The sequence below is a fragment of the Paenibacillus sp. J22R98 genome, from assembly GCF_059383835.1.
Window position 1 is genome coordinate 556,531 of sequence record NZ_JBXENW010000002.1, and the last position, 17,833, is coordinate 574,363.

14 protein-coding genes are annotated in these 17,833 nt (G+C 52.0%); 12 read left to right on the top strand and 2 right to left on the bottom strand.

Annotation, left to right across the window (positions count from 1 at the left end; all coding sequences use genetic code 11):
* On the top strand, nt 1–1,644 hold the full coding sequence (locus AC50Y3_RS07965; protein WP_494818240.1) for a glycoside hydrolase family 140 protein: 1,644 nt from the start codon (nt 1–3) through the stop codon (nt 1,642–1,644).
* A 347-nt stretch (nt 1,645–1,991) separates the two neighbouring features.
* On the opposite strand, the gene AC50Y3_RS07970 is transcribed toward AC50Y3_RS07965, so the two are convergent.
* Nucleotides 1,992–2,804, bottom strand: coding sequence for a helix-turn-helix transcriptional regulator (locus AC50Y3_RS07970; RefSeq protein ID WP_494818241.1), 813 nt, complete (start codon nt 2,802–2,804; stop codon nt 1,992–1,994).
* 194 nt (nt 2,805–2,998) lie between these two features.
* Between AC50Y3_RS07970 and AC50Y3_RS07975 the strand changes: the two genes are divergently transcribed.
* The 8 genes from AC50Y3_RS07975 to AC50Y3_RS08010 all read left to right on the top strand — a co-directional run bounded on the left by AC50Y3_RS07975 (nt 2,999) and on the right by AC50Y3_RS08010 (nt 12,894).
* Nucleotides 2,999–3,949, top strand: coding sequence for a zinc-dependent alcohol dehydrogenase (locus tag AC50Y3_RS07975; protein ID WP_494818242.1), 951 nt, complete (start codon nt 2,999–3,001; stop codon nt 3,947–3,949).
* Nucleotide 3,950: 1 nt separating this feature from the next.
* Nucleotides 3,951–4,955 (top strand): zinc-binding dehydrogenase, encoded by a 1,005-nt coding sequence (locus AC50Y3_RS07980; RefSeq protein WP_494818243.1) that lies wholly within the window; start codon nt 3,951–3,953, stop codon nt 4,953–4,955.
* A 614-nt stretch (nt 4,956–5,569) separates the two neighbouring features.
* Nucleotides 5,570–6,586, top strand: coding sequence for a LacI family DNA-binding transcriptional regulator (locus AC50Y3_RS07985; protein ID WP_494818244.1), 1,017 nt, complete (start codon nt 5,570–5,572; stop codon nt 6,584–6,586).
* Nucleotides 6,587–6,707: 121 nt separating this feature from the next.
* Nucleotides 6,708–7,622, top strand: a complete 915-nt coding sequence (locus AC50Y3_RS07990; RefSeq protein WP_494818245.1) for a carbohydrate ABC transporter permease — start codon at nt 6,708–6,710, stop codon at nt 7,620–7,622.
* A complete protein-coding gene (locus tag AC50Y3_RS07995; protein ID WP_494818246.1) occupies nt 7,623–8,507 on the top strand; it encodes a carbohydrate ABC transporter permease in 885 nt (294 codons plus the stop codon). It begins immediately after the preceding gene.
* Nucleotides 8,508–8,543: 36 nt separating this feature from the next.
* Entirely contained in the window at nt 8,544–9,839 is a 1,296-nt protein-coding gene (locus AC50Y3_RS08000) for an ABC transporter substrate-binding protein (protein ID WP_494818247.1), read from the top strand.
* 122 nt (nt 9,840–9,961) lie between these two features.
* Nucleotides 9,962–11,995, top strand: a complete 2,034-nt coding sequence (locus AC50Y3_RS08005; protein WP_494818248.1) for an alpha-galactosidase — start codon at nt 9,962–9,964, stop codon at nt 11,993–11,995.
* 116 nt (nt 11,996–12,111) lie between these two features.
* On the top strand, nt 12,112–12,894 hold the full coding sequence (locus AC50Y3_RS08010) for a transglutaminase domain-containing protein (RefSeq protein WP_494818249.1): 783 nt from the start codon (nt 12,112–12,114) through the stop codon (nt 12,892–12,894).
* A gap of 131 nt (nt 12,895–13,025) precedes the next feature.
* Here the strand turns inward: AC50Y3_RS08010 and AC50Y3_RS08015 are convergent, their stop codons facing one another.
* A complete protein-coding gene (locus AC50Y3_RS08015) occupies nt 13,026–14,207 on the bottom strand; it encodes a conserved virulence factor C family protein (protein WP_494818250.1) in 1,182 nt (393 codons plus the stop codon).
* Nucleotides 14,208–14,393: 186 nt separating this feature from the next.
* Here AC50Y3_RS08015 and AC50Y3_RS08020 point away from each other — a divergent pair, with 186 nt between their 5' ends.
* The 3 genes from AC50Y3_RS08020 to AC50Y3_RS08030 all read left to right on the top strand — a co-directional run bounded on the left by AC50Y3_RS08020 (nt 14,394) and on the right by AC50Y3_RS08030 (nt 17,744).
* Entirely contained in the window at nt 14,394–15,329 is a 936-nt protein-coding gene (locus tag AC50Y3_RS08020) for an MBL fold metallo-hydrolase (protein WP_494818251.1), read from the top strand.
* 72 nt (nt 15,330–15,401) lie between these two features.
* Nucleotides 15,402–17,024 (top strand): ABC-F family ATP-binding cassette domain-containing protein, encoded by a 1,623-nt coding sequence (locus tag AC50Y3_RS08025; RefSeq protein ID WP_494818252.1) that lies wholly within the window; start codon nt 15,402–15,404, stop codon nt 17,022–17,024.
* Between the two features lie 237 nt (nt 17,025–17,261).
* The gene (locus AC50Y3_RS08030; protein WP_494818253.1) at nt 17,262–17,744 is read left to right on the top strand and encodes a double zinc ribbon domain-containing protein; all 483 of its coding nucleotides are present in this window, start codon (nt 17,262–17,264) and stop codon (nt 17,742–17,744) included.
* The last annotated feature ends 89 nt before the right edge of the window (nt 17,745–17,833 follow it).

Genomic DNA, 17,833 nt, shown 5'->3' on the forward strand with positions numbered 1-17,833 from the left:
TTGACGAAGGGACTGAACGGAGCAATGGCGAGCAGCATCATGCAAAATCAAGTTACGGAATGGGAGTACCGCTCCGGTACGCCGTATCCGGACCCTTTTAACGATATCGGCATGCGAGTAATGATTACCTCACCGGATGGCAGGGAACGTGTGGTGCCGGGCTTCTGGGGCGGTGACCAGACGTGGAAGTTCCGCTACTCTTCTGATCAAATCGGCGTGCATAGGTTTCGTACGGTATGCTCCGATCGTTCTAATGTCAGTCTGCATGGACAAGAGGGAACAATTGAGGTTACGGCATATACGGGCGAAAATCCACTATATTTGCACGGCAGTCCGCGGGCTGATGCAAGCCGCAGTTATCTGGCGCATGCTGATGGCAAGCCGTTCTTCTGGTTAGGCGATACATGGTGGATGTCCTTGACGGATCGGCTGAAGTGGCCGGAGGATGTCAAATGGCTGGCACAAGATCGGGTTGAAAAAGGCTTCACCGTCATCCAAGTCGTTGCCGGACTCTATCCCGACATGGGACCGTTCGATCCGCGAGGCAGCAATGAAGGCGGGCAGGCTTGGGAGGAAGGTTTTGCTCGTATCAATCCGGCGTTCTTCGACGCTGCTGATCCGAAGATGGTATGGATGGTGGAATCCGGACTGCTTCCGTGTATTGTGGCATGCTGGGGGTATTATATTGACTTTGCCGGACGCGATGTCATCAAGAAGCAGTGGGAGTATTTGATTGCCAGGTATGGTGCTTATCCGGTTGCTTGGTGCCTCAGCGGTGAGGCCGATATGCCGTATTATCAGTGGGATTCCTTCAAGAACCCGGATCAGAAACAGCTCTACATGGAGCGCTTGCGCAAGGAATGGACGGATATGGCCGCTTATGTGAAGGAAATCGATCCGTTCGGCAGATTGCTGACGATTCACCCTACGCAATATGGGCACAACATGGTGGAGGATGCCTCTGTTCTGGATCTCGATATGCTGCAAACCGGACATGGCGCCTACATCTCGCTTGAGCCAACGGTTCGTATGGTGCAGGAGTCGGTATCAAGGGAGCCGCGCACGCCCGTTATTAATTCCGAGGTTTGCTACGAAGGTATCGGCGGAACAAGCTATCAAGATATTCAGCGTATCGCGTTCTGGACCTGTATGTTAAACGGGGCATGTGGCCATACCTATGGCGCGAATGGGATTTGGCAGGTCAATTCGGAGGATAAGCCTTACGGCGCGTCCCCGCATGGGGTGGCATGGGGGCATCTTTTTTGGCGGGAAGCTGCACAGCTGCCCGGCTCGCGGCAAGTCGGACTGGGGAAGAAGCTGCTGGAGCGGTACGAGTGGTGGTCTTTCGAGCCGCAGCCGCAGTGGCTGAATGCGGTCGCGGAGGAAGCGCCTGTGACGGCGAAGCCTTTTGCGGCGGGGATTCCGGGGCAAGTTCGCGTCATCTACGCGCCTTTCCTGCTCGCCTTCAGCGGCGTTGAAGTGCTGGGCATCGAGCAGGATGTTGCTTACCGCGCGTTCATGTTCGATCCGGCTACAGGCGAAGAGCATGACTTCGGGCCGATTAGCCCGGATGCGGACGGCAAATGGAGCACCGGTGCGTTTAAAATCTTCCAAGACTGGGTGCTAGTTTTGGAGAGGGTATAGCATTATGGAGGGCTGTTCTTGATGTCATCGTAGTCTCGATGACGGAGGGGGCAGCCTTTTTCTATCGGGTTGGGCAATGAGCGGTACGAGATACCCGCTCATTGTCTTGGTATGGTGGATTGGCGGGGAAGAGCGTAATGAGAACCGCTCATGAGCATGAAATGGCGCGTTTGAGAGAAAGAGAGGTACAGGTTACCGCTTATTGGTGCTTATGTAGCTGGTCTTGGAAGTTGTATTGGCTAAAGCTCGGGGGAGCAATCAACCGCCGCGGATGCTTGATAGACAAGTAGCTTACCTGGGGTGAGAATCAGATAAACCGACTCTCACCCTATTAAATTTCTACCAACTCAAGTCCGCAACGGCTTGCGCCACTCGCTCGGCGACATGCCGAATTGCTTTTTGAAGGTTCGGCTGAAATAGTGAATGCTCTGAAAACCGCATGCCTGTGAGACATGCTGCACCGTCATATCGGAATGAAGCAAATACTGCGAAGCGGCAGCTAGGCGAAGCTCGTTTAAGTAGCTGAATGGTGTCTTTCCGGTATGCTGCCGGAACAGTCGCACGAGATAAGAAGGGTTGTAGTGCGTATAATCGGCGATGGTCTGCAGTGAGATTGATTGCGGGAACACCGATTCCAAGAATCGCAGCACCTCTGTGACGAGCATCTCACCGGAGGAGTAACTGGGGGGCTGCGCCGTCAATGCCGTGATATTAGGGATGAACACGAGCAGCTTATGGAGATCTGAGAGTAGTGCTTCTTGAAAAATCGCCGGGGCAAGCGAGGCTTCCGCCTCCATCAGCATACGCACTGCCTCAAAAGCAGCGCGAAGCGCTGGATAAGGCGGACTGCTCCAACTAATATCAGATTGCATGCTGTTCCAGCGATAAATGAGATCAACGCTGGGAAGCGCATCGGCATTCTCTTCATGGAATTCGACGAACCAATAACAGAGCCGATGCGACCGCTGAACCAATTGATGAGGCGTATTCGGCATGATGACAAACAAGGCCGTTCCATTGGCATGATACGTCATACCCGACCATTCCAAATCAGCCTCTCCCTCCGTAATACAGAGCAGCTCACCATAGGGATGGACGCCTCCGGCGCGGCTGCCGACACCGCCTTCAACCGCAGCTAAGCCATGTTTTCTGATCCTCATCTTTTGCCACCGCTTTCAACATGTCAATGATGTGCAAATCATATCATGCACCACAATGCTCGTAAACGGTTGAATCGCACCACTTTATTCAAACCATCACTATAGAGTGCAAAGACATCCTGCTTGTAAGCGCTTATCCTAAGAAGTATCAGGACCAGCCCAAACCCGGCTCGGCCATAAGGAGATGAACGCGCATGAAAGCGATCCAAATTACAGGTGTAAACCAGTATGAATCAATTGAAGTGCCTATACCCGAAATTAAAGACGATCAAGTGCTTGTCCGGATCCATCTTGTAGCGACCTGCCCTCGCTGGGATTTAAACATGATGGGCGGCAAAGATATGTTCATTCAGAACCGTCAGCCGGATTATCCGCTGCCTCCGGGTTTCCCTGGTCATGAAGCGGTAGGTACAGTGGAAGCAGTCGGCGCGAGCGTGCAAGGTTTTGCTCCAGGTGATCGCGTAGCGGCGCTGGAGCATCTTTCACCCGGCTATGGAGCGTACGCACAGTACATGGCTTATCGCGAGAACGATCTGCTGAAACTGCCGGATCACATTTCGGATAAGCGTGCCGTTTCTTCGGAGCTGCTCAAATGCGTGATGTACGGCCTAAATCAGTTTGATGATCTTCAAGGCAAGACGATGCTGGTTGCGGGCCTTGGCCCAGCCGGCATTCTGGCGATGCAGCTGGCCTCACTCTGGGGAGCAAAAGTGACGGCGATTGATGTAAACAGAGAGCGCGTTGAATTCGTAAGCGGACTTTCCTTAGGCGTCGAAGCAGTACATGCGGATGATCTCGGAGACCGCAGATTCGATCTTGGCTATGATTGCGTAGGCTACGCCCCATCCGTGCAAAACGTACTCGACCGCACCGATGAGCATGTCATCATCTTCGGCGTGCTTCGCGGCGATATCACCTACCCGGAATCGTATTGGTTCAAAGGGACAAAACTGGAATCCTACCGCTATCATCCGGTTACGAAGCGGGATCGCCATTTGCTGTTAGATGCACTTAGCAATCCGGCTTTCAACACGGAATGTTTGCAAACCGAGGAACTCTCATTCAGAGAGTATAAGCGAGGCGTTGAACTTCTAAAGGCGCAGCAAGCGATTAAGATCTGTTTTAACTTGCAGGGGGATTTCTAATATGAAAGCAATGGCAGTCGTATTTGAGACAAAAGAAGTCGTGAGCGTTCGGACCGTAGAAGTGCCTGAACCAACGGATCGGGATGTCGTCATTGAGCTCGAATATTCCTGGATCAGCATCGGAACCGAATCATCCTTCTTCCGCGGGGAGCGTATATCAGGCGAGACTCCGTACACCGAAGGAGGACCTTGGCCTTTCCCTCATGTGCCCGGCTATCAGAAGGTAGGGCGTGTTATCTCGGTAGGTGCAGAAGTAACCCATGTAAAAGCAGGTGATCGCGTATTCGCCTCCGTCAGCAAAGTAGACGGCATGTATTTCGATTTTGGCGGTCACATCAATCCGGCTGTTACGGACGGCTCCCAAGTGTGGAAGCTATCGGAGGATGGGCCGGAGCCGCTAGCCTACTCCGGCACGGTGCTGACGCAGGTCGGCTATAACTGCGGCATACGGCCGCCGGTCTCAGAAGGAGACGTCGCGGTTGTTATCGGCGACGGGCTCGTTGGCCAATGGGCGGCACAGACGCTGGCTCATCGCGGCGTTCAGGTTTATTTGCTCGGCCATCGAGAGGAGAGACTGGGGCTGGCCGTTGCGGGTGGTTATGCGATTCCAATCAATGGCCATATCAGCGATCCCGCTCAAGTACTGCAGAATGTAAACAAGCAGCTCGCCATTGTGATCGACACGGTGGGCAGCCTCGAAACGTTCCGCAAGCTGCAGCCGCTGATGAAACACGACAGCCACCTCGTTTCTGCAGGCTACCTAGGCGAAGCAGGCATGATTGATATTCAAAAGCTGCGCGAGCAAGAGATCACGCTTCATACCCCTTCCGGCTGGTCAGCAGAACGGATGGCGGCTACGATTGCTGCCATTGAAGAAGGGTGGCTGACGTCGGAGCAGCTGATCACGCACCGGTTTCCCGCCACGGATGCCGCCGAAGCCTGGGAGCTGATTACAGCGCCGAAAAGTCCATGTTTAGGCGTCATATTGGACTGGCGCGAGGTATAGATTGACCTTAAGGGGCTGTCTCAAAAGTGCGCAAGTCAACTTTTGGGATGGCTCTTTTCTTCTTTGGATGCTCATAGAGGGGGCAATGGTGGAAACGTGTAAGCTAGCTGCGAGAGAGGAAGCAGTTACCGCACATTGTTGGGAGAGCGCAAAGTAGCTGGAAGAGAGAAACCTGCTACCGCACATTAGATTTGCTGTCCACTTCGGCACGGGATTCCTGCCAACTGGTGTTGTCACCAAATCTAGACATATCTAGCAAATGAGAAGCCCCCAGAGCAACACATGAGAAGTTAGTTGACGAATCTAGCAAAAGTGTAGCTCTCAGAGCAACACATGAGAAGTTAGTTGACGAATCTAGCAAATGAGTAGCTCTCAGAGCAACACATGAGAAGTTAGTTGATGAATCTAGCAAATAAGTAGCTCTCAGAGCAACACATCAGCGTCAAGCCACCCAATCTAGCAAATGTGTAGCTCTCAGAGCCACACATCAGCACAAATCTACCGCTTTATCCCTTGTGTTTGTCCTCCAAATTGGCTATTGCAAACGCTATCATTTTGACCTATACTGAGTCCATAATCAATCCGAAACGTTTCGAATAGAGGATGTGCAAGTGGTGACCACCATTAAAGACCTGGCAAAAGCAACAGGATTGTCGGTTACGACTGTATCCAGAGCGCTTAACGGATACAGCGACGTCAATGAGGAAACTCGCAAGAAAATCAAGCAGGCTGCCGAGGAATTGAATTATCGGCCCAGCGCTGCTGCCAGAAGTCTGGTGATGAAGAAATCGAGAACGATCGGCGTCATCATCTCGGATATTAACCGGGAAGGCGTCAAGGATGCGCTCGCATACGAAATATTGTGCGGCATCAATGACCGCTCGACGATGCTCGATTATGATATTTTGCTATTCAGCACGAGCTCCAAGAAACAGCTGAAGAAATCCTATTCGGATCTGTGCAGGGAGCGGGGCGTTGACGGCGCGATTGTGTTCGGCTTGCGGGTGAATGATCCGTACCTGGAGGAAATTGTGAGCAAAGCCGATTTCCCATGCGTACTGATCGACATTCCGGTCGAAAGCAAGAATACCGGCCACGTCACGACAGACAATGTGTACGGAGCAACGCTTGCGGTCAATCACCTGCTGGAGCTCGGGCACCGTAAGATCGCGATGATCAACGGACATAACGAAGCGGCCGTCAGCATCAGAAGGCTGCAGGGCTACAAGCAAGCCTTGGAGAAAGCCGGCATTCCTTACGATCCGGACCTCGTCTTCGACGGAAACTTCTCGGAAGACGGCGGCTGCGAGGCGATGTATCGCATCTTGCTCAACCATCCCGATGTAACGGCGGTGTTCTCAGCGAGTGACTTGATGGTACTCGGCGCGCTCCGCGCAATGGAGAAGCTGAAGCGACAAGTGCCGCAAACGCTGTCCATAGTCGGCTATGACGACATCCCGGTAGCCGCCTATTGTTCGCCGAAGCTGACAACGATCCGGCAAGATAAATATGAGATGGGGTATCAGGCTGCGCAGCTCGTCATCGATATGATGGAGAACCGCCAAATTGATCGAAAAATTGTATTGCAAAATGAATTAATTATCCGCGAGAGCACGAGAGCGATACCTTAGGAAGCTAATGAAAGCAGCGATTGAGGAGAGCAGCAGCGCTCTTTTTCAGAAAGGTATCCGAAACGTTTCGGAAAACCGAAAATAAGTTTAATTCCAACTATCTTGGAGGTGAACGACGAGTATGCACACAAACAAGAAATGGTGGACCAGATCCAGGCGCGAAGCATTGGATGGATATGTGTTTATGAGTCCTGCGATACTCGGCCTGTTATTCTTCATGCTGGGGCCGATCGCGGCATCTGCCTATTTCAGCTTTACGGACTACGATATTCTGAGCTCGCCCAAATGGGTCGGCCTGGACAATTATATTGAATTGTTCAAGGATTCGCTGTTCTGGCAATCGCTGAAGGTAACTATGATCTACTCCGTTGTAAGCGTTCCGCTCGGGCTAGTCGTTTCCTTAGCGCTGGCACTGCTGCTCAACAAGAACATTAAGGGGATCTTTTTCTTTCGAACGATATTTTACTTGCCTGCGGTCATGTCCGGCGTTGCGGTTGCGCTGCTGTGGAAGTGGATTTTCAATCCGGATTTCGGGTTAATCAACTGGGCCATCAGTTTTATCGGTTTCGAGGGACCAAAATGGTTTATCGATGAGCAGTGGGCGCTGCCGCCGATCATTATTATGGGACTCTGGGGCGTTGGCGGAAGCATGCTGGTTTATCTGGCGGGGCTGCAAGGCATTCCGACGGATCTGTACGAAGCTGCCGAGATTGACGGAGCGAACAAAAGCAAGCAATTCCGGCATATTACGCTTCCCATGCTCTCCCCGGTTATTTTCTTCAATCTGATTACGGGCATTATCGGAGCGCTCCAAGTGTTCACGGAAGGCTTCATCATGACGGCAGGCGGACCGAACAACGCTACGCTGTTCAGCGTGCTGTATTTATACCGCAACGCATTCGATTATTTACAAATGGGTTATGCGTCCGCGCTGGCTTGGGTGCTCTTCCTAATCATCCTTGCATTCACGTTAATCATCTTCAAATCATCGCCGATGTGGGTCTTCTACGAAGGGAACAGGAGGTCGGGAAAATAAATGAACACGATCACACAAAACGATGCGCCTGTCCGTAGAAAGCTCTCTCGCAGCCAAGCAGAGCTGATGTCCAAAATATTCAGCTATCTGCTGCTCTGCATCGGCTCCATCGTCATTCTGATTCCATTCGCTTGGATGCTGTCTACTTCATTGAAGCTCAAAGCGGATGTATACATCTTCCCGCCGCAGTGGATCCCGCAGCCGATGCAATGGCATAACTTCGTGGAAGCTTTTACGACATTTCCGTTTGGCTTATATACGCAGAACTCGGTCATTATTGTCGTATTCGTAATGATTGGAACGCTGTTCTCGTGCTCCTTCGCCGCCTATGGATTCTCACGGCTGCATGCACCCGGACGCAATTTCATCTTCCTCGTGCTGCTGGCAACCATGATGCTGCCTAGCGCCGTAACGATGGTACCGATTTATCTCTTCTTCAACAAGCTGGGCTGGGTAGATACATTCCTGCCGCTCATCGTTCCGGCTTGGTTTGGAAGCGCCTTCTTCATCTTCATGATGCGTCAGTTCTTCATGGGCATCCCGTATGAGCTCGAGGATTCGGCGCGGATCGACGGTTGCAACACATATGGCATATGGGCGAGGATCATGGTTCCGCTTAGCAAGCCGGTGCTTGTTACGGTAGGGGTGTTCACGTTTATGGGGACTTGGAACGATTTTATGGGGCCGCTCATTTATTTGACGGATGAGAATAAGCGTACTTTGGCGCTTGGTTTATCCTACTTCCAAGGTTCTGCCCGAAGCGCTCCTGATCTTCATCTCCTAATGGCCGCGTCGCTCTATGCGATCGCTCCATGCGTCATTCTGTACTTCCTTTGCCAGAAGATTTTCGTCAAGGGCATGGTATTTACCGGCGTTAAAGGTTGACAACCATAACGTAAAACAGAGAAAAGAGGGATCTGTATGTTTCGCAAACGTAAGCTGGCTTTCGTTATGACGCTCGTCATGGCATTGTCGACGGTCTTGTATGGCTGCGGCGGGAATGACAACGGCAACACGGGCAGCAAGGATGAGAAGGTAGAGCTGAATTTCATCCGTTGGTCGAACGGCCCCGCTTTAGATGAAGAAGAGAAAGATAAAGTGAAACGCTTTAACGATACACACCCGAACATTCAAGTGAAAATGACGCTCCTGCCATGGGACGAAACGTTCAAGAAAATTGAGCTGTCCCTTGCCTCGAACTCGCCAGTAGACTTGTTTTACTGGGATGTGCCTGCCTATGCTTGGTACAAAAAAGGACTCATGAAAAATCTTCAGCCTTACTTCGACCGCGATCTGAACATGGCCGACTACGACGAGAAGCTGTTCGAGCCGTTTAAATTTGATGGCAGCAACATGTACGTTGCGCCGGAAAACTATCAAACGCTCGTCATGTACTATAACAAAGACCTGTTCGACAAAGCGAATGTCGCGTACCCGAACGAGAACTGGAACTGGGACGATTACCTCGCAGCGGCCCAGAAACTGACGATCAAAGAAGGCGACAAAACGGTGCAGTTCGGCACAAGCATGTCCCTCGGCGCATGGTGGGGCTGGATGGCGCTAAGCCAAGAACAAGGAGGGGCACTGGCACCGAACATTCACGATCCGGAGAAGCTGTCGTTTAATACGCCGGAAACGAAGAATGCGCTGCAATACTTGCAGGATCTGATCTACAAGCATCACGTTGCGCCGGATGCGGCGCAATCGAGCGCCCTTGGCGGCGACTTCTTGACGGGCAAAATTGCCATGTATGTTGGCGGTGACTGGGATCTGGGCAATCTTAAAGAGAAGAAGGACCTGCACTGGGATATGGCGCCAATGCCGAAGTGGGATGACAAACGCGTTGTTCCTTACTGGATGGGCGGCTATGCCATGACGGAGAAGTCGAAGCATCCGGATCAAGCATGGGAATTCATCAAATGGACGATGACCGAGAACCAAGAAACGCTGGCGAAACAGCAATCGTGGATTCCGATCAACAAAACCGCTCTCTCGAAGGTGGAAACGCCGGCATGGGCACCGGAAGGCTACCAAACAGCTCGTTTCGACTGGATGAAATACGGCAACATCGGCGATATCTATCACCTCAGATGGCGCGAAGCGCAAGACAAAGCCATTTCGCCGCTGGTCGATCAAATTTTTGCAAACAAAATTCCGGTCGACGAAGCGCTGAAGAAAATGGATGAGCAGGTCAACGAAATTATTTCGAAGAAATAGGTAAGAGGAGGCTGTGCTTTAAAGTAGAATTTCTACTTTGAGGTGCGGCCTTTTGCCTGCCGTGCGATTTCGTTATCGATCGTGTGCACAGGTGCAATGACTTGATTAGGAGCGTGTGTGAATTGAATAGAGTAGAGCAAGCAATTAACGGGACGGAATTTGCGGTCTATGCGAATGGACTGAGGATTGATGAGCAAACAGAAGGTCTTCAATTAATAGGGATAGATGAGAGAGAGGCGGCAGATGGGGCTCAACACCATGCTTCTATCTATCATTACTGTGGTTCGTTCGATTTGGTCATAGAGAGTCATGTGATCGCTTACGAGGGAACATCTTTGGTAGAGCGATGGGTATCGGTGCGTAATGATGGAACGGAATCCGTGACAATTGAACGAGTGGACTCCTTCCGGCTGCAGCTTCCCGAGGATTCGTGGACGCTCATGCACTACAAGAGCGAGTGGGGAGCCGAGTTTGAGCCAGTACGCATTCAGCTGGTTCAAGAGGACGTAGTTCTGCAAACAAGGCAAGGGCGTTCGTCGAAGGATATGCATCCTTGGATGAGTCTCATAGGGAGCGAAGGTGACCTGTTAACGGTATCTCCGATGTGGTCCGGCAACTGGATACTGCGTTGTGAAAGAGCTGGGGAGATTGAAGCAAACGGACGAGGCTTGGGCCTAGAAGGCAGCAGCCATTTCGAAGTGAGCGGCGGGTTGAATGATTGGGAATTTGCCAAAGAGCTGCAGCCGGGGCAGACGATGGAAGGCATTCATGTAGCCATGGCGGCAGGAAGCGGCGGAGAGCTTAACAGTACTTCAATCCAGTTTGCTCGTGTGGGACGTAAGCATTGGTATGTGAGTAATGAGTTCTCCCGTTCGCTTCCGGCAGAGTGGAATCATTGGTGGAGCTACGAGGACAAGACGATTAACGAAGAGGTATTCCGTGCAAATGCGGTGGAAGCGGCGAAGCTCGGCATTGAGATTTGTACGCTGGATGCCGGTTGGTTCGGTCCATCCGAAGCGGCTTCAGAATGGTTCGAGCACCGCGGCGATTGGGAAATGGTGAATACGTTGCGCTTTCCAAGCGGTATTCGTGCATTGTCCGATTTCGTGCATGGCCTTGGCATGAAGTTTGGACTGTGGTGCGAGATCGAAGCGCTGGGAAAATCCGCGAATTTATCGAAGCGCCATCCGTCCTTCCCTGCGCGCAGAGATGGGGTACAGCTCGGATATCTCTGCTTTGGTAATCCTGAAGTGCAGGATTGGGCCTTCCGTACATTGGATGAGCTCATTACCGGCTATAACTGTCAGTGGATGAAGCTCGACTTTAACTTGGATCCGCAAGCAGGCTGTAATTGTACCGACCATGGACATGGCGCAGGCGATGGACTATTCGAGCATTACAACGGCTACTACCGCACGCTCGATCGCGTTTGCGCCAAACATCCGGAGGTGATATTGGAAAATTGCTCCTCTGGTGGACTGCGAATCGATCTCGGGATGATGAGTCACACCCATACGACCTTTCTAAGCGATCCGGACTGGCCGGAGCACAGCTTGCAAGTTTTCTGGGGAGCGACCACGATGCTGGCCGCGGATGTCTGCTTGCACTGGAGTTACTCTGAGTTTCTGTGGAATTATGAGAAACAGCAGTTTCATCCGAATTCACCGGACTTAAAGCCTCATCAATTCGATTACTATACCCGAGTCGCAATGCTTCGCGGCTTCGGCATTTCGCAGAAGCTTCCGCAGATGCCGGAGTGGATGCGAGAACGGTTGGCGCATCATATTGAGGTGTACCAGCAGAAGGTGAAACCTTTTGTACGCTCGGCGGATTTGTATCGATTGACCGGGCAGCCGGTGAGGGGCGGCCTCGGTGATTGCTGGTCTGCTTATCAATACAGCCAGCAAAGCGGCGAGGAGCATTTGCTGTTCGTATTCCGTCTGCCCGGTGCAGAAGCGTCTCGCTCGATTCGCCTGCAAGCTCTGGATAGGGGAGCTGCCTATCAAGTGGTGTTCTTACCCGGTGATCGCAGTGATCGCCAAGCGGAGTCGATTGTAGTAACAGGGCAGCAATTGATGGAAGAGGGAATACGTTTCAGCGAGCTGGCGATCGAAGAATCTGCTCTGCTGCTCATCAATAGGATTACAGCGTTGTAACATCGGATTCAATTTGATTTCCCATATTTTCCTCATTTGCTTTATTCTATCCATTCCACTTTGTTATAATGGAGCTACGTAAAGCCAAGAGGCAGGTAGAAGGGAGTCAAATCGGCATGCACCCATTCCTTATACGATTGGTCCTCGTCTCTTTGATTCTGATTGCGGGACTTGGTTCGGATTTTCGAGAGACTAATGCCCAGATGGCATCGAATAGCACAACGCTTCGGGAGCTGAAAGCAGACATTCTGCAGCAGCTGCTTGAACAGAAGCCGGAAATTTCGATCTCCTACGATGGAGATCGCACGGAGCTGTCCAAGCAGTTTCCGGTTCTTATACGGGATACCTTTGCTGCTAACGATTATATTGCCTACATTGTAGATTCGTATCTCTATACGATTCGGACATGGGGTTCATCTGCCAAGATTAAGCTGACGATTACGTACCGTGAAACAGCCGAGCAAACGAGCAAAGTGGATCAATTGATCGATCAAGCCTTGCCTTCCATTGCCTCCGATAACATGGAACCTATAGAAAAGGTCACCTTTATTCACGATTGGATCGTGAAGCATGTGGCTTACGATACAACGCTGCAGCGATATACGGCATTGGATGCGCTTGAAACAGGCAAGGCCGTCTGTCAAGGCTACTCGCTGCTGGCCTACCGCATGCTGAAGCATGCCGGCGTGGAGTCGAGAATCGTGGAAGGCAAGGTCGATTCCGGCAGTCATGTTTGGAATTTGGTACGCCTGAATGACGGCTGGCATCACATGGATGTAACTTGGGACGATCCGCTTCCGGATCGGCCCGGCCAAGTCAGTCACGAGTATTTCATGAAAAGCGACCGTTTCATGAGACAGGATCACAGCTGGGATAAGGCGTATCCGTTGACTTGGTAATGGACGAGAAGAAAAAGAAAATAATGCTGTAAAAAGAAAATAAACAACAATAAAGCCATCGATCATGCAAAATAAGGGCTTCCTAGCCGTAATCCGCTTATGCGAATTACAGTTAGGAAGCCCTTTCTGCTCTAGTCGTTGTTTGATTTGTTGCTTCTTTGCGCCGTCATCTGCTGCCAGACGGATCCGGCAGCTTCTTCGCCGCGCTCAATCCGTTCCAGGGCGATGCGCGCCTGCAGGCTGACCTCGAATTCCGGGTCAGCCGCGGCCGCTTGCAGCGCCTCTGCCGCGGAGTCGTCGCCGACCTCGTAGAGGAAGCGGGCGGCCCGCCAGCGGACGAGCTTGTTGCGGTCGCGCAGCGCTTCAATCATGGCCGGGATCGCGGCGGGGTCGCCAAGATCCGAGAGCGTGTCGCCGGCGGTGCGCCGCACGGACGCGGACGCGTCGCGGAGTGCCGCGATCAAGAGCGGCATCGCCTCCGGCAGGCGCAGCTCGCCGAGATAGACGACGGCCAGTCTCCGGATGGAGACGTTGTCGTCGGTTATGGCTTTGGCGAGCAGCGGGAGCATCGCCGGCTCCGGCGCCGTGCGCGAGAGCGCCTCGTAGCGCACGCTCCACTCCGGCGATGCGAGCCGCTCGGCGAGCTGCTCTGCCGTAAGCGGCGCAGGCCGCGCCGCCTGCGCCGCGGGGGCATCGCCCTGCGCGGCGCCGAGCGCGATCGCTGCCGCGACAAGTGCCTCCAGCCGCTCCTGCGGATAAGCGGCTTCAAGCTCTCTTACGAGCTCCGCTGCAATCTCATCGGGCTCGCCATAGCGGACCCCGAGCTCCTCCAGCATTCGCTCGCGAATCATCGATGAGGCGGCTGCCCGCGTCACCGCCTCCGTGAACTGCGCGGGCAGCGCCGCACGCGCTTCGCCGCCCGGCGTGCGCACGCGCACCTGCATCGGGATGCCCCGATACAGCTGCACGAACGCGTGCGCTTCGCCGAAGCTCTCTGCGCCGGGCACAGCTGCGCCAGTGCCCGCGCCAGAGCCTTCGGCCGAGCCGGCCTCATCGCCGCTCACGAGGATGCGCCGCGCCTCGGCCAGAATCCGCTCCCAGTCAGCCCCCGGCTTCCGGTCGAGCGCGATAAAATCCGTCGTGCGGAACAAGCCGCGCACGCCGTCAATGCGAAGCAGGCTGCGCAGCGGTTCAGCCGCGCTGTCCGCATCGCTAAGGGCCAGGCTGAAGCGCTGCCCGGCGGGCAACTTCTCATTCACATTTAATTTCATTGTATTTGGACTTGGCGTCGGTTCAATACCAAGTAATTTCATATGGTTTTCCCCCATTCCCGTTCATCGTTAGACTATATTGTAAACCATTTGGCAAGGGAACCACAATTAACATTCACGGGGGTGAACGCTGTTTGCTTAATCGATTTAAGCTTGGTATCTTTGAAAGAAAGAATGGTTGTATCATGCAGCCGATAGAGACAGGAAACCGACAACACGACGGGAGACGTGAGAACCATGCGCTTTGAAAATTTAAATCGGGAAGCGGTACCCAAAACGTTCAGGGAAGTCAGACAATGGCGACGAGAGCGTGCCGGCAAAATGAAGCTCAAAGATTATTCCTATACGGTTCCGACTGCAGACCCGGACTTGATTTATTTGCATTCCAACTCGGCTGAGCCATCGTTGACTTGGATTGGTCACTCGACCTTTCTCATCCAGCACGCCGGACTGAATATTATTACCGATCCGATTTGGGCCGAGAAGCTCGCGTTACAACGACGGTTGTCTCCACCGGGACTTGCGATTCAAGATGTACCGCCAATTGACGTCGTCTTGATATCCCATTCTCATTATGATCATCTTCATATGAAATCACTCGAACAGCTCAAGGGCAGTAAAACGTTGATCGTACCCGTTGGCCTTGCCGATAAATTACGTCGCAAAGGGTTCTCCTCCATAATCGAGCTGGAGTGGTGGCAATCCGCCATAATCAGCGGCATTACGTTTACCTTTGTACCTGCACAACACTGGACACGCCGCACCTTGACGGACACGAACAAATCGCATTGGGGCGGATTCATCATAGAATCAGAACTGGCACCAACGGTATATTTTGCCGGAGACAGCGGATATTTCGACGGATTCAAGGAAATTGGCAACCGCTTCGACATCGACGTTGCGCTGATGCCAATCGGGGCTTATGAGCCGGAATGGTTCATGGGACAGCAGCATGTGACGCCGGAGGAGGCGCTGCAAGCCTTCCTTGATGTGCGTGCCAAACGGTTCGTGCCGATGCATTACGGATCGTATAAATTAGCCGATGACACACCGCGCGAAGCGCTGGATCGACTGGAAGCCGAGAGCAAGCGGCTCTCGCTGGGGAGAGGGACCCTGATGATCCTTCCTCATGGAGAAACCGTGCGATTAAATGATAACAAATAGGCAATCATACGCGATTTTATGCTATAATGGTGTGATGAGTAGAACATTTAGTGAAGGACGGGATTGTTTAAAATGATTAGTACAAGCGGCATAACGCTTCGTTTCGGTAAGCGTGCGCTATTTGAAGATGTAAATATTAAATTTACGCCTGGCAACTGCTACGGCTTGATCGGTGCAAACGGCGCAGGCAAATCGACGTTTCTGAAGATTCTTTCCGGCGAAGTAGAGCAAACGAGCGGCGAGGTTCATATTACACCGGGTGAACGCTTTGCGGTCCTGAAACAGAACCATTATGAGTACGATGATTTCCTCGTACTCGAAACGGTTATTATGGGCCACAAGAAGCTCTATGAAGTCATGAAAGAGAAAGACGCGATCTACGCGAAAGCAGAATTCACCGATGAAGACGGCATGCGCGCAGGCGAATTGGAAGCGGAATTCGCAGACATGAACGGCTGGGAAGCGGAGTCCGAAGCAGCAGGCATGCTGAACGGTCTTGGCATCACGCCTGATCTTCACGACAAGAAAATGTCGGAGCTTTCCGGTAACGAGAAAGTTCGCGTACTCTTAGCGCAAGCATTGTTCGGTACACCGAACATTCTGCTGCTCGATGAGCCTACCAACCATCTCGACATGCAATCCATCGGCTGGCTTGAGGATTTCCTCTCCCGCTATGAAGGCACTGTTATCGTAGTATCCCATGACCGTCACTTCTTGAACCAAGTGTGTACGCATATCGCGGATATCGATTTCGGTAAGATCCAAATGTATGTCGGTAACTACGACTTCTGGTACGAGTCCAGCCAATTGGCGCTGACGCTCATGCGCGATAACAACAAGAAGAAGGAAGACAAAATCAAGGAGCTGCAAGCGTTTATTCAACGTTTCAGCGCGAACAAATCCAAATCCAAGCAAGCGACTTCCCGTAAGAAGCTTCTTGATAAGATTTCGCTTGATGACATTCGTCCATCCAGCCGTAAATATCCATTCATCAACTTCAAGCCTGAGCGTGAAGCCGGCAAGCAATTGCTGCTGACTGAAGGCTTGACGAAGACCGTTGACGGCGTGAACCTGATCGACAACCTGACGATCACGGTTAACAAAGGCGACAAGATCGCACTTGTTGGACCGAACACACTGCCGAAAACAATCTTGTTCCAATTGCTTACGGGAGAGATTGAACCGGATGCAGGTTCATTCCAATGGGGGATTACAACGACACAAGCGTATTTCCCTAAAGACAACTCGCAGTATTTCGACGGCGTAGAGATGAACCTTGTTGACTGGCTTCGCCAATATTCGAAGGATCAGGATGAGAGCTTCATCCGCGGCTTCCTTGGCCGTATGCTGTTCTCCGGTGACGAGGCGCTTAAGAAAGCAAGCGTATTGTCCGGGGGCGAGAAGGTTCGCTGCATGCTGTCCAAGATGATGCTGTCCAGCTCGAACGTATTGCTCATGGACGAACCGACGAACCATTTGGATCTCGAGTCCATTACGGCGCTTAACAACGGTTTGATTGACTTTGATGGCACGCTGATCTTCACATCGCATGACCATCAGTTCGTTCAAACGATTGCCAACCGCATTATCGAAATTACGCCTAACGGAGTAATCGATCGTATGATGTCATACGACGAGTACCTCGAGAGCGCTGAAATTAAAGCGATTCGCGAGCGTATGTACCCAGCGGAATAAGTTCATAACGATTCAACTCCATTAGCGGGCTTTTTCGAACAATGCGTTCGGTGAAGCCCGCTTTTTGCTGTGTAATGCGTGATTTGTTGTTCTTCCGCAATAGTCCGGCACATAAACTATAGCAATAGCCTGTGTAGTGTTATGTCGTATATTAGGTCTATGGATGTGCATGACCTGTCAGGGCGGTTTATGTTAAAATGACAATAGTAGATGAATAGTTGAAGGAGTCGATAGTTTATGTCCTTTTTCGATAAAGTTAAACAAGGTGCATCGGAAGCGGCGAAGAAAGCACAGCAAACGGTTGAAATCACTAAATTGAAAGCGCAAATCTCCGGCAAGGAGAGAGAAATCGATAAAGTATTTGCAACCATCGGAGCTGCGGTTTACCGTGCGCATCAAGCGCATGACATGTCATCAGCCGAGCATGAAGTCACTGGCTGCTGCATGCAGGTGGATGAACTTCATGTGGAAATCGGCCAGCTGGAAGAACGGATTAAGATGATTCGTTTCGAGAAAACTTGCAGCTGCGGCAAAGTAGTTGCGCTCGATACGAAGTTCTGCCCGGATTGCGGATCTGCGCTGGGAGATGAGCCTAAGAATGAAACGACTGTCGGTGAGATTGTCGTCATCTGCAACACTTGCAAAACCGAGAACGAATTGAACGCTAAGTTCTGCGTGTCCTGCGGCTCCGGCTTAGCAGCCTCAGGTTCCGGATACTAGTTTCCTATTCATGTAGTTAGAGCAGTCCCTACGCGCCTATTGGTGTATCGGGACTGCTTTTTTTTATGTACATGTGCCGTTACGTTACA

What these genes read in the sequence shown, in the direction of transcription:
- AC50Y3_RS07970 (WP_494818241.1), bottom strand. Translation starts at nt 2,804, where the DNA reads ATGAGGATCAGAAAACATGGCTTAGCTGCGGTTGAAGGCGGTGTCGGC.
- AC50Y3_RS07975 (WP_494818242.1), top strand. Translation starts at nt 2,999, where the DNA reads ATGAAAGCGATCCAAATTACAGGTGTAAACCAGTATGAATCAATTGAA.
- AC50Y3_RS07980 (WP_494818243.1), top strand. Translation starts at nt 3,951, where the DNA reads ATGAAAGCAATGGCAGTCGTATTTGAGACAAAAGAAGTCGTGAGCGTT.
- AC50Y3_RS07990 (WP_494818245.1), top strand. Translation starts at nt 6,708, where the DNA reads ATGCACACAAACAAGAAATGGTGGACCAGATCCAGGCGCGAAGCATTG.
- AC50Y3_RS07995 (WP_494818246.1), top strand. Translation starts at nt 7,623, where the DNA reads ATGAACACGATCACACAAAACGATGCGCCTGTCCGTAGAAAGCTCTCT.
- AC50Y3_RS08000 (WP_494818247.1), top strand. Translation starts at nt 8,544, where the DNA reads ATGTTTCGCAAACGTAAGCTGGCTTTCGTTATGACGCTCGTCATGGCA.
- AC50Y3_RS08010 (WP_494818249.1), top strand. Translation starts at nt 12,112, where the DNA reads ATGCACCCATTCCTTATACGATTGGTCCTCGTCTCTTTGATTCTGATT.
- AC50Y3_RS08015 (WP_494818250.1), bottom strand. Translation starts at nt 14,207, where the DNA reads ATGAAATTACTTGGTATTGAACCGACGCCAAGTCCAAATACAATGAAA.
- AC50Y3_RS08025 (WP_494818252.1), top strand. Translation starts at nt 15,402, where the DNA reads ATGATTAGTACAAGCGGCATAACGCTTCGTTTCGGTAAGCGTGCGCTA.
- AC50Y3_RS08030 (WP_494818253.1), top strand. Translation starts at nt 17,262, where the DNA reads ATGTCCTTTTTCGATAAAGTTAAACAAGGTGCATCGGAAGCGGCGAAG.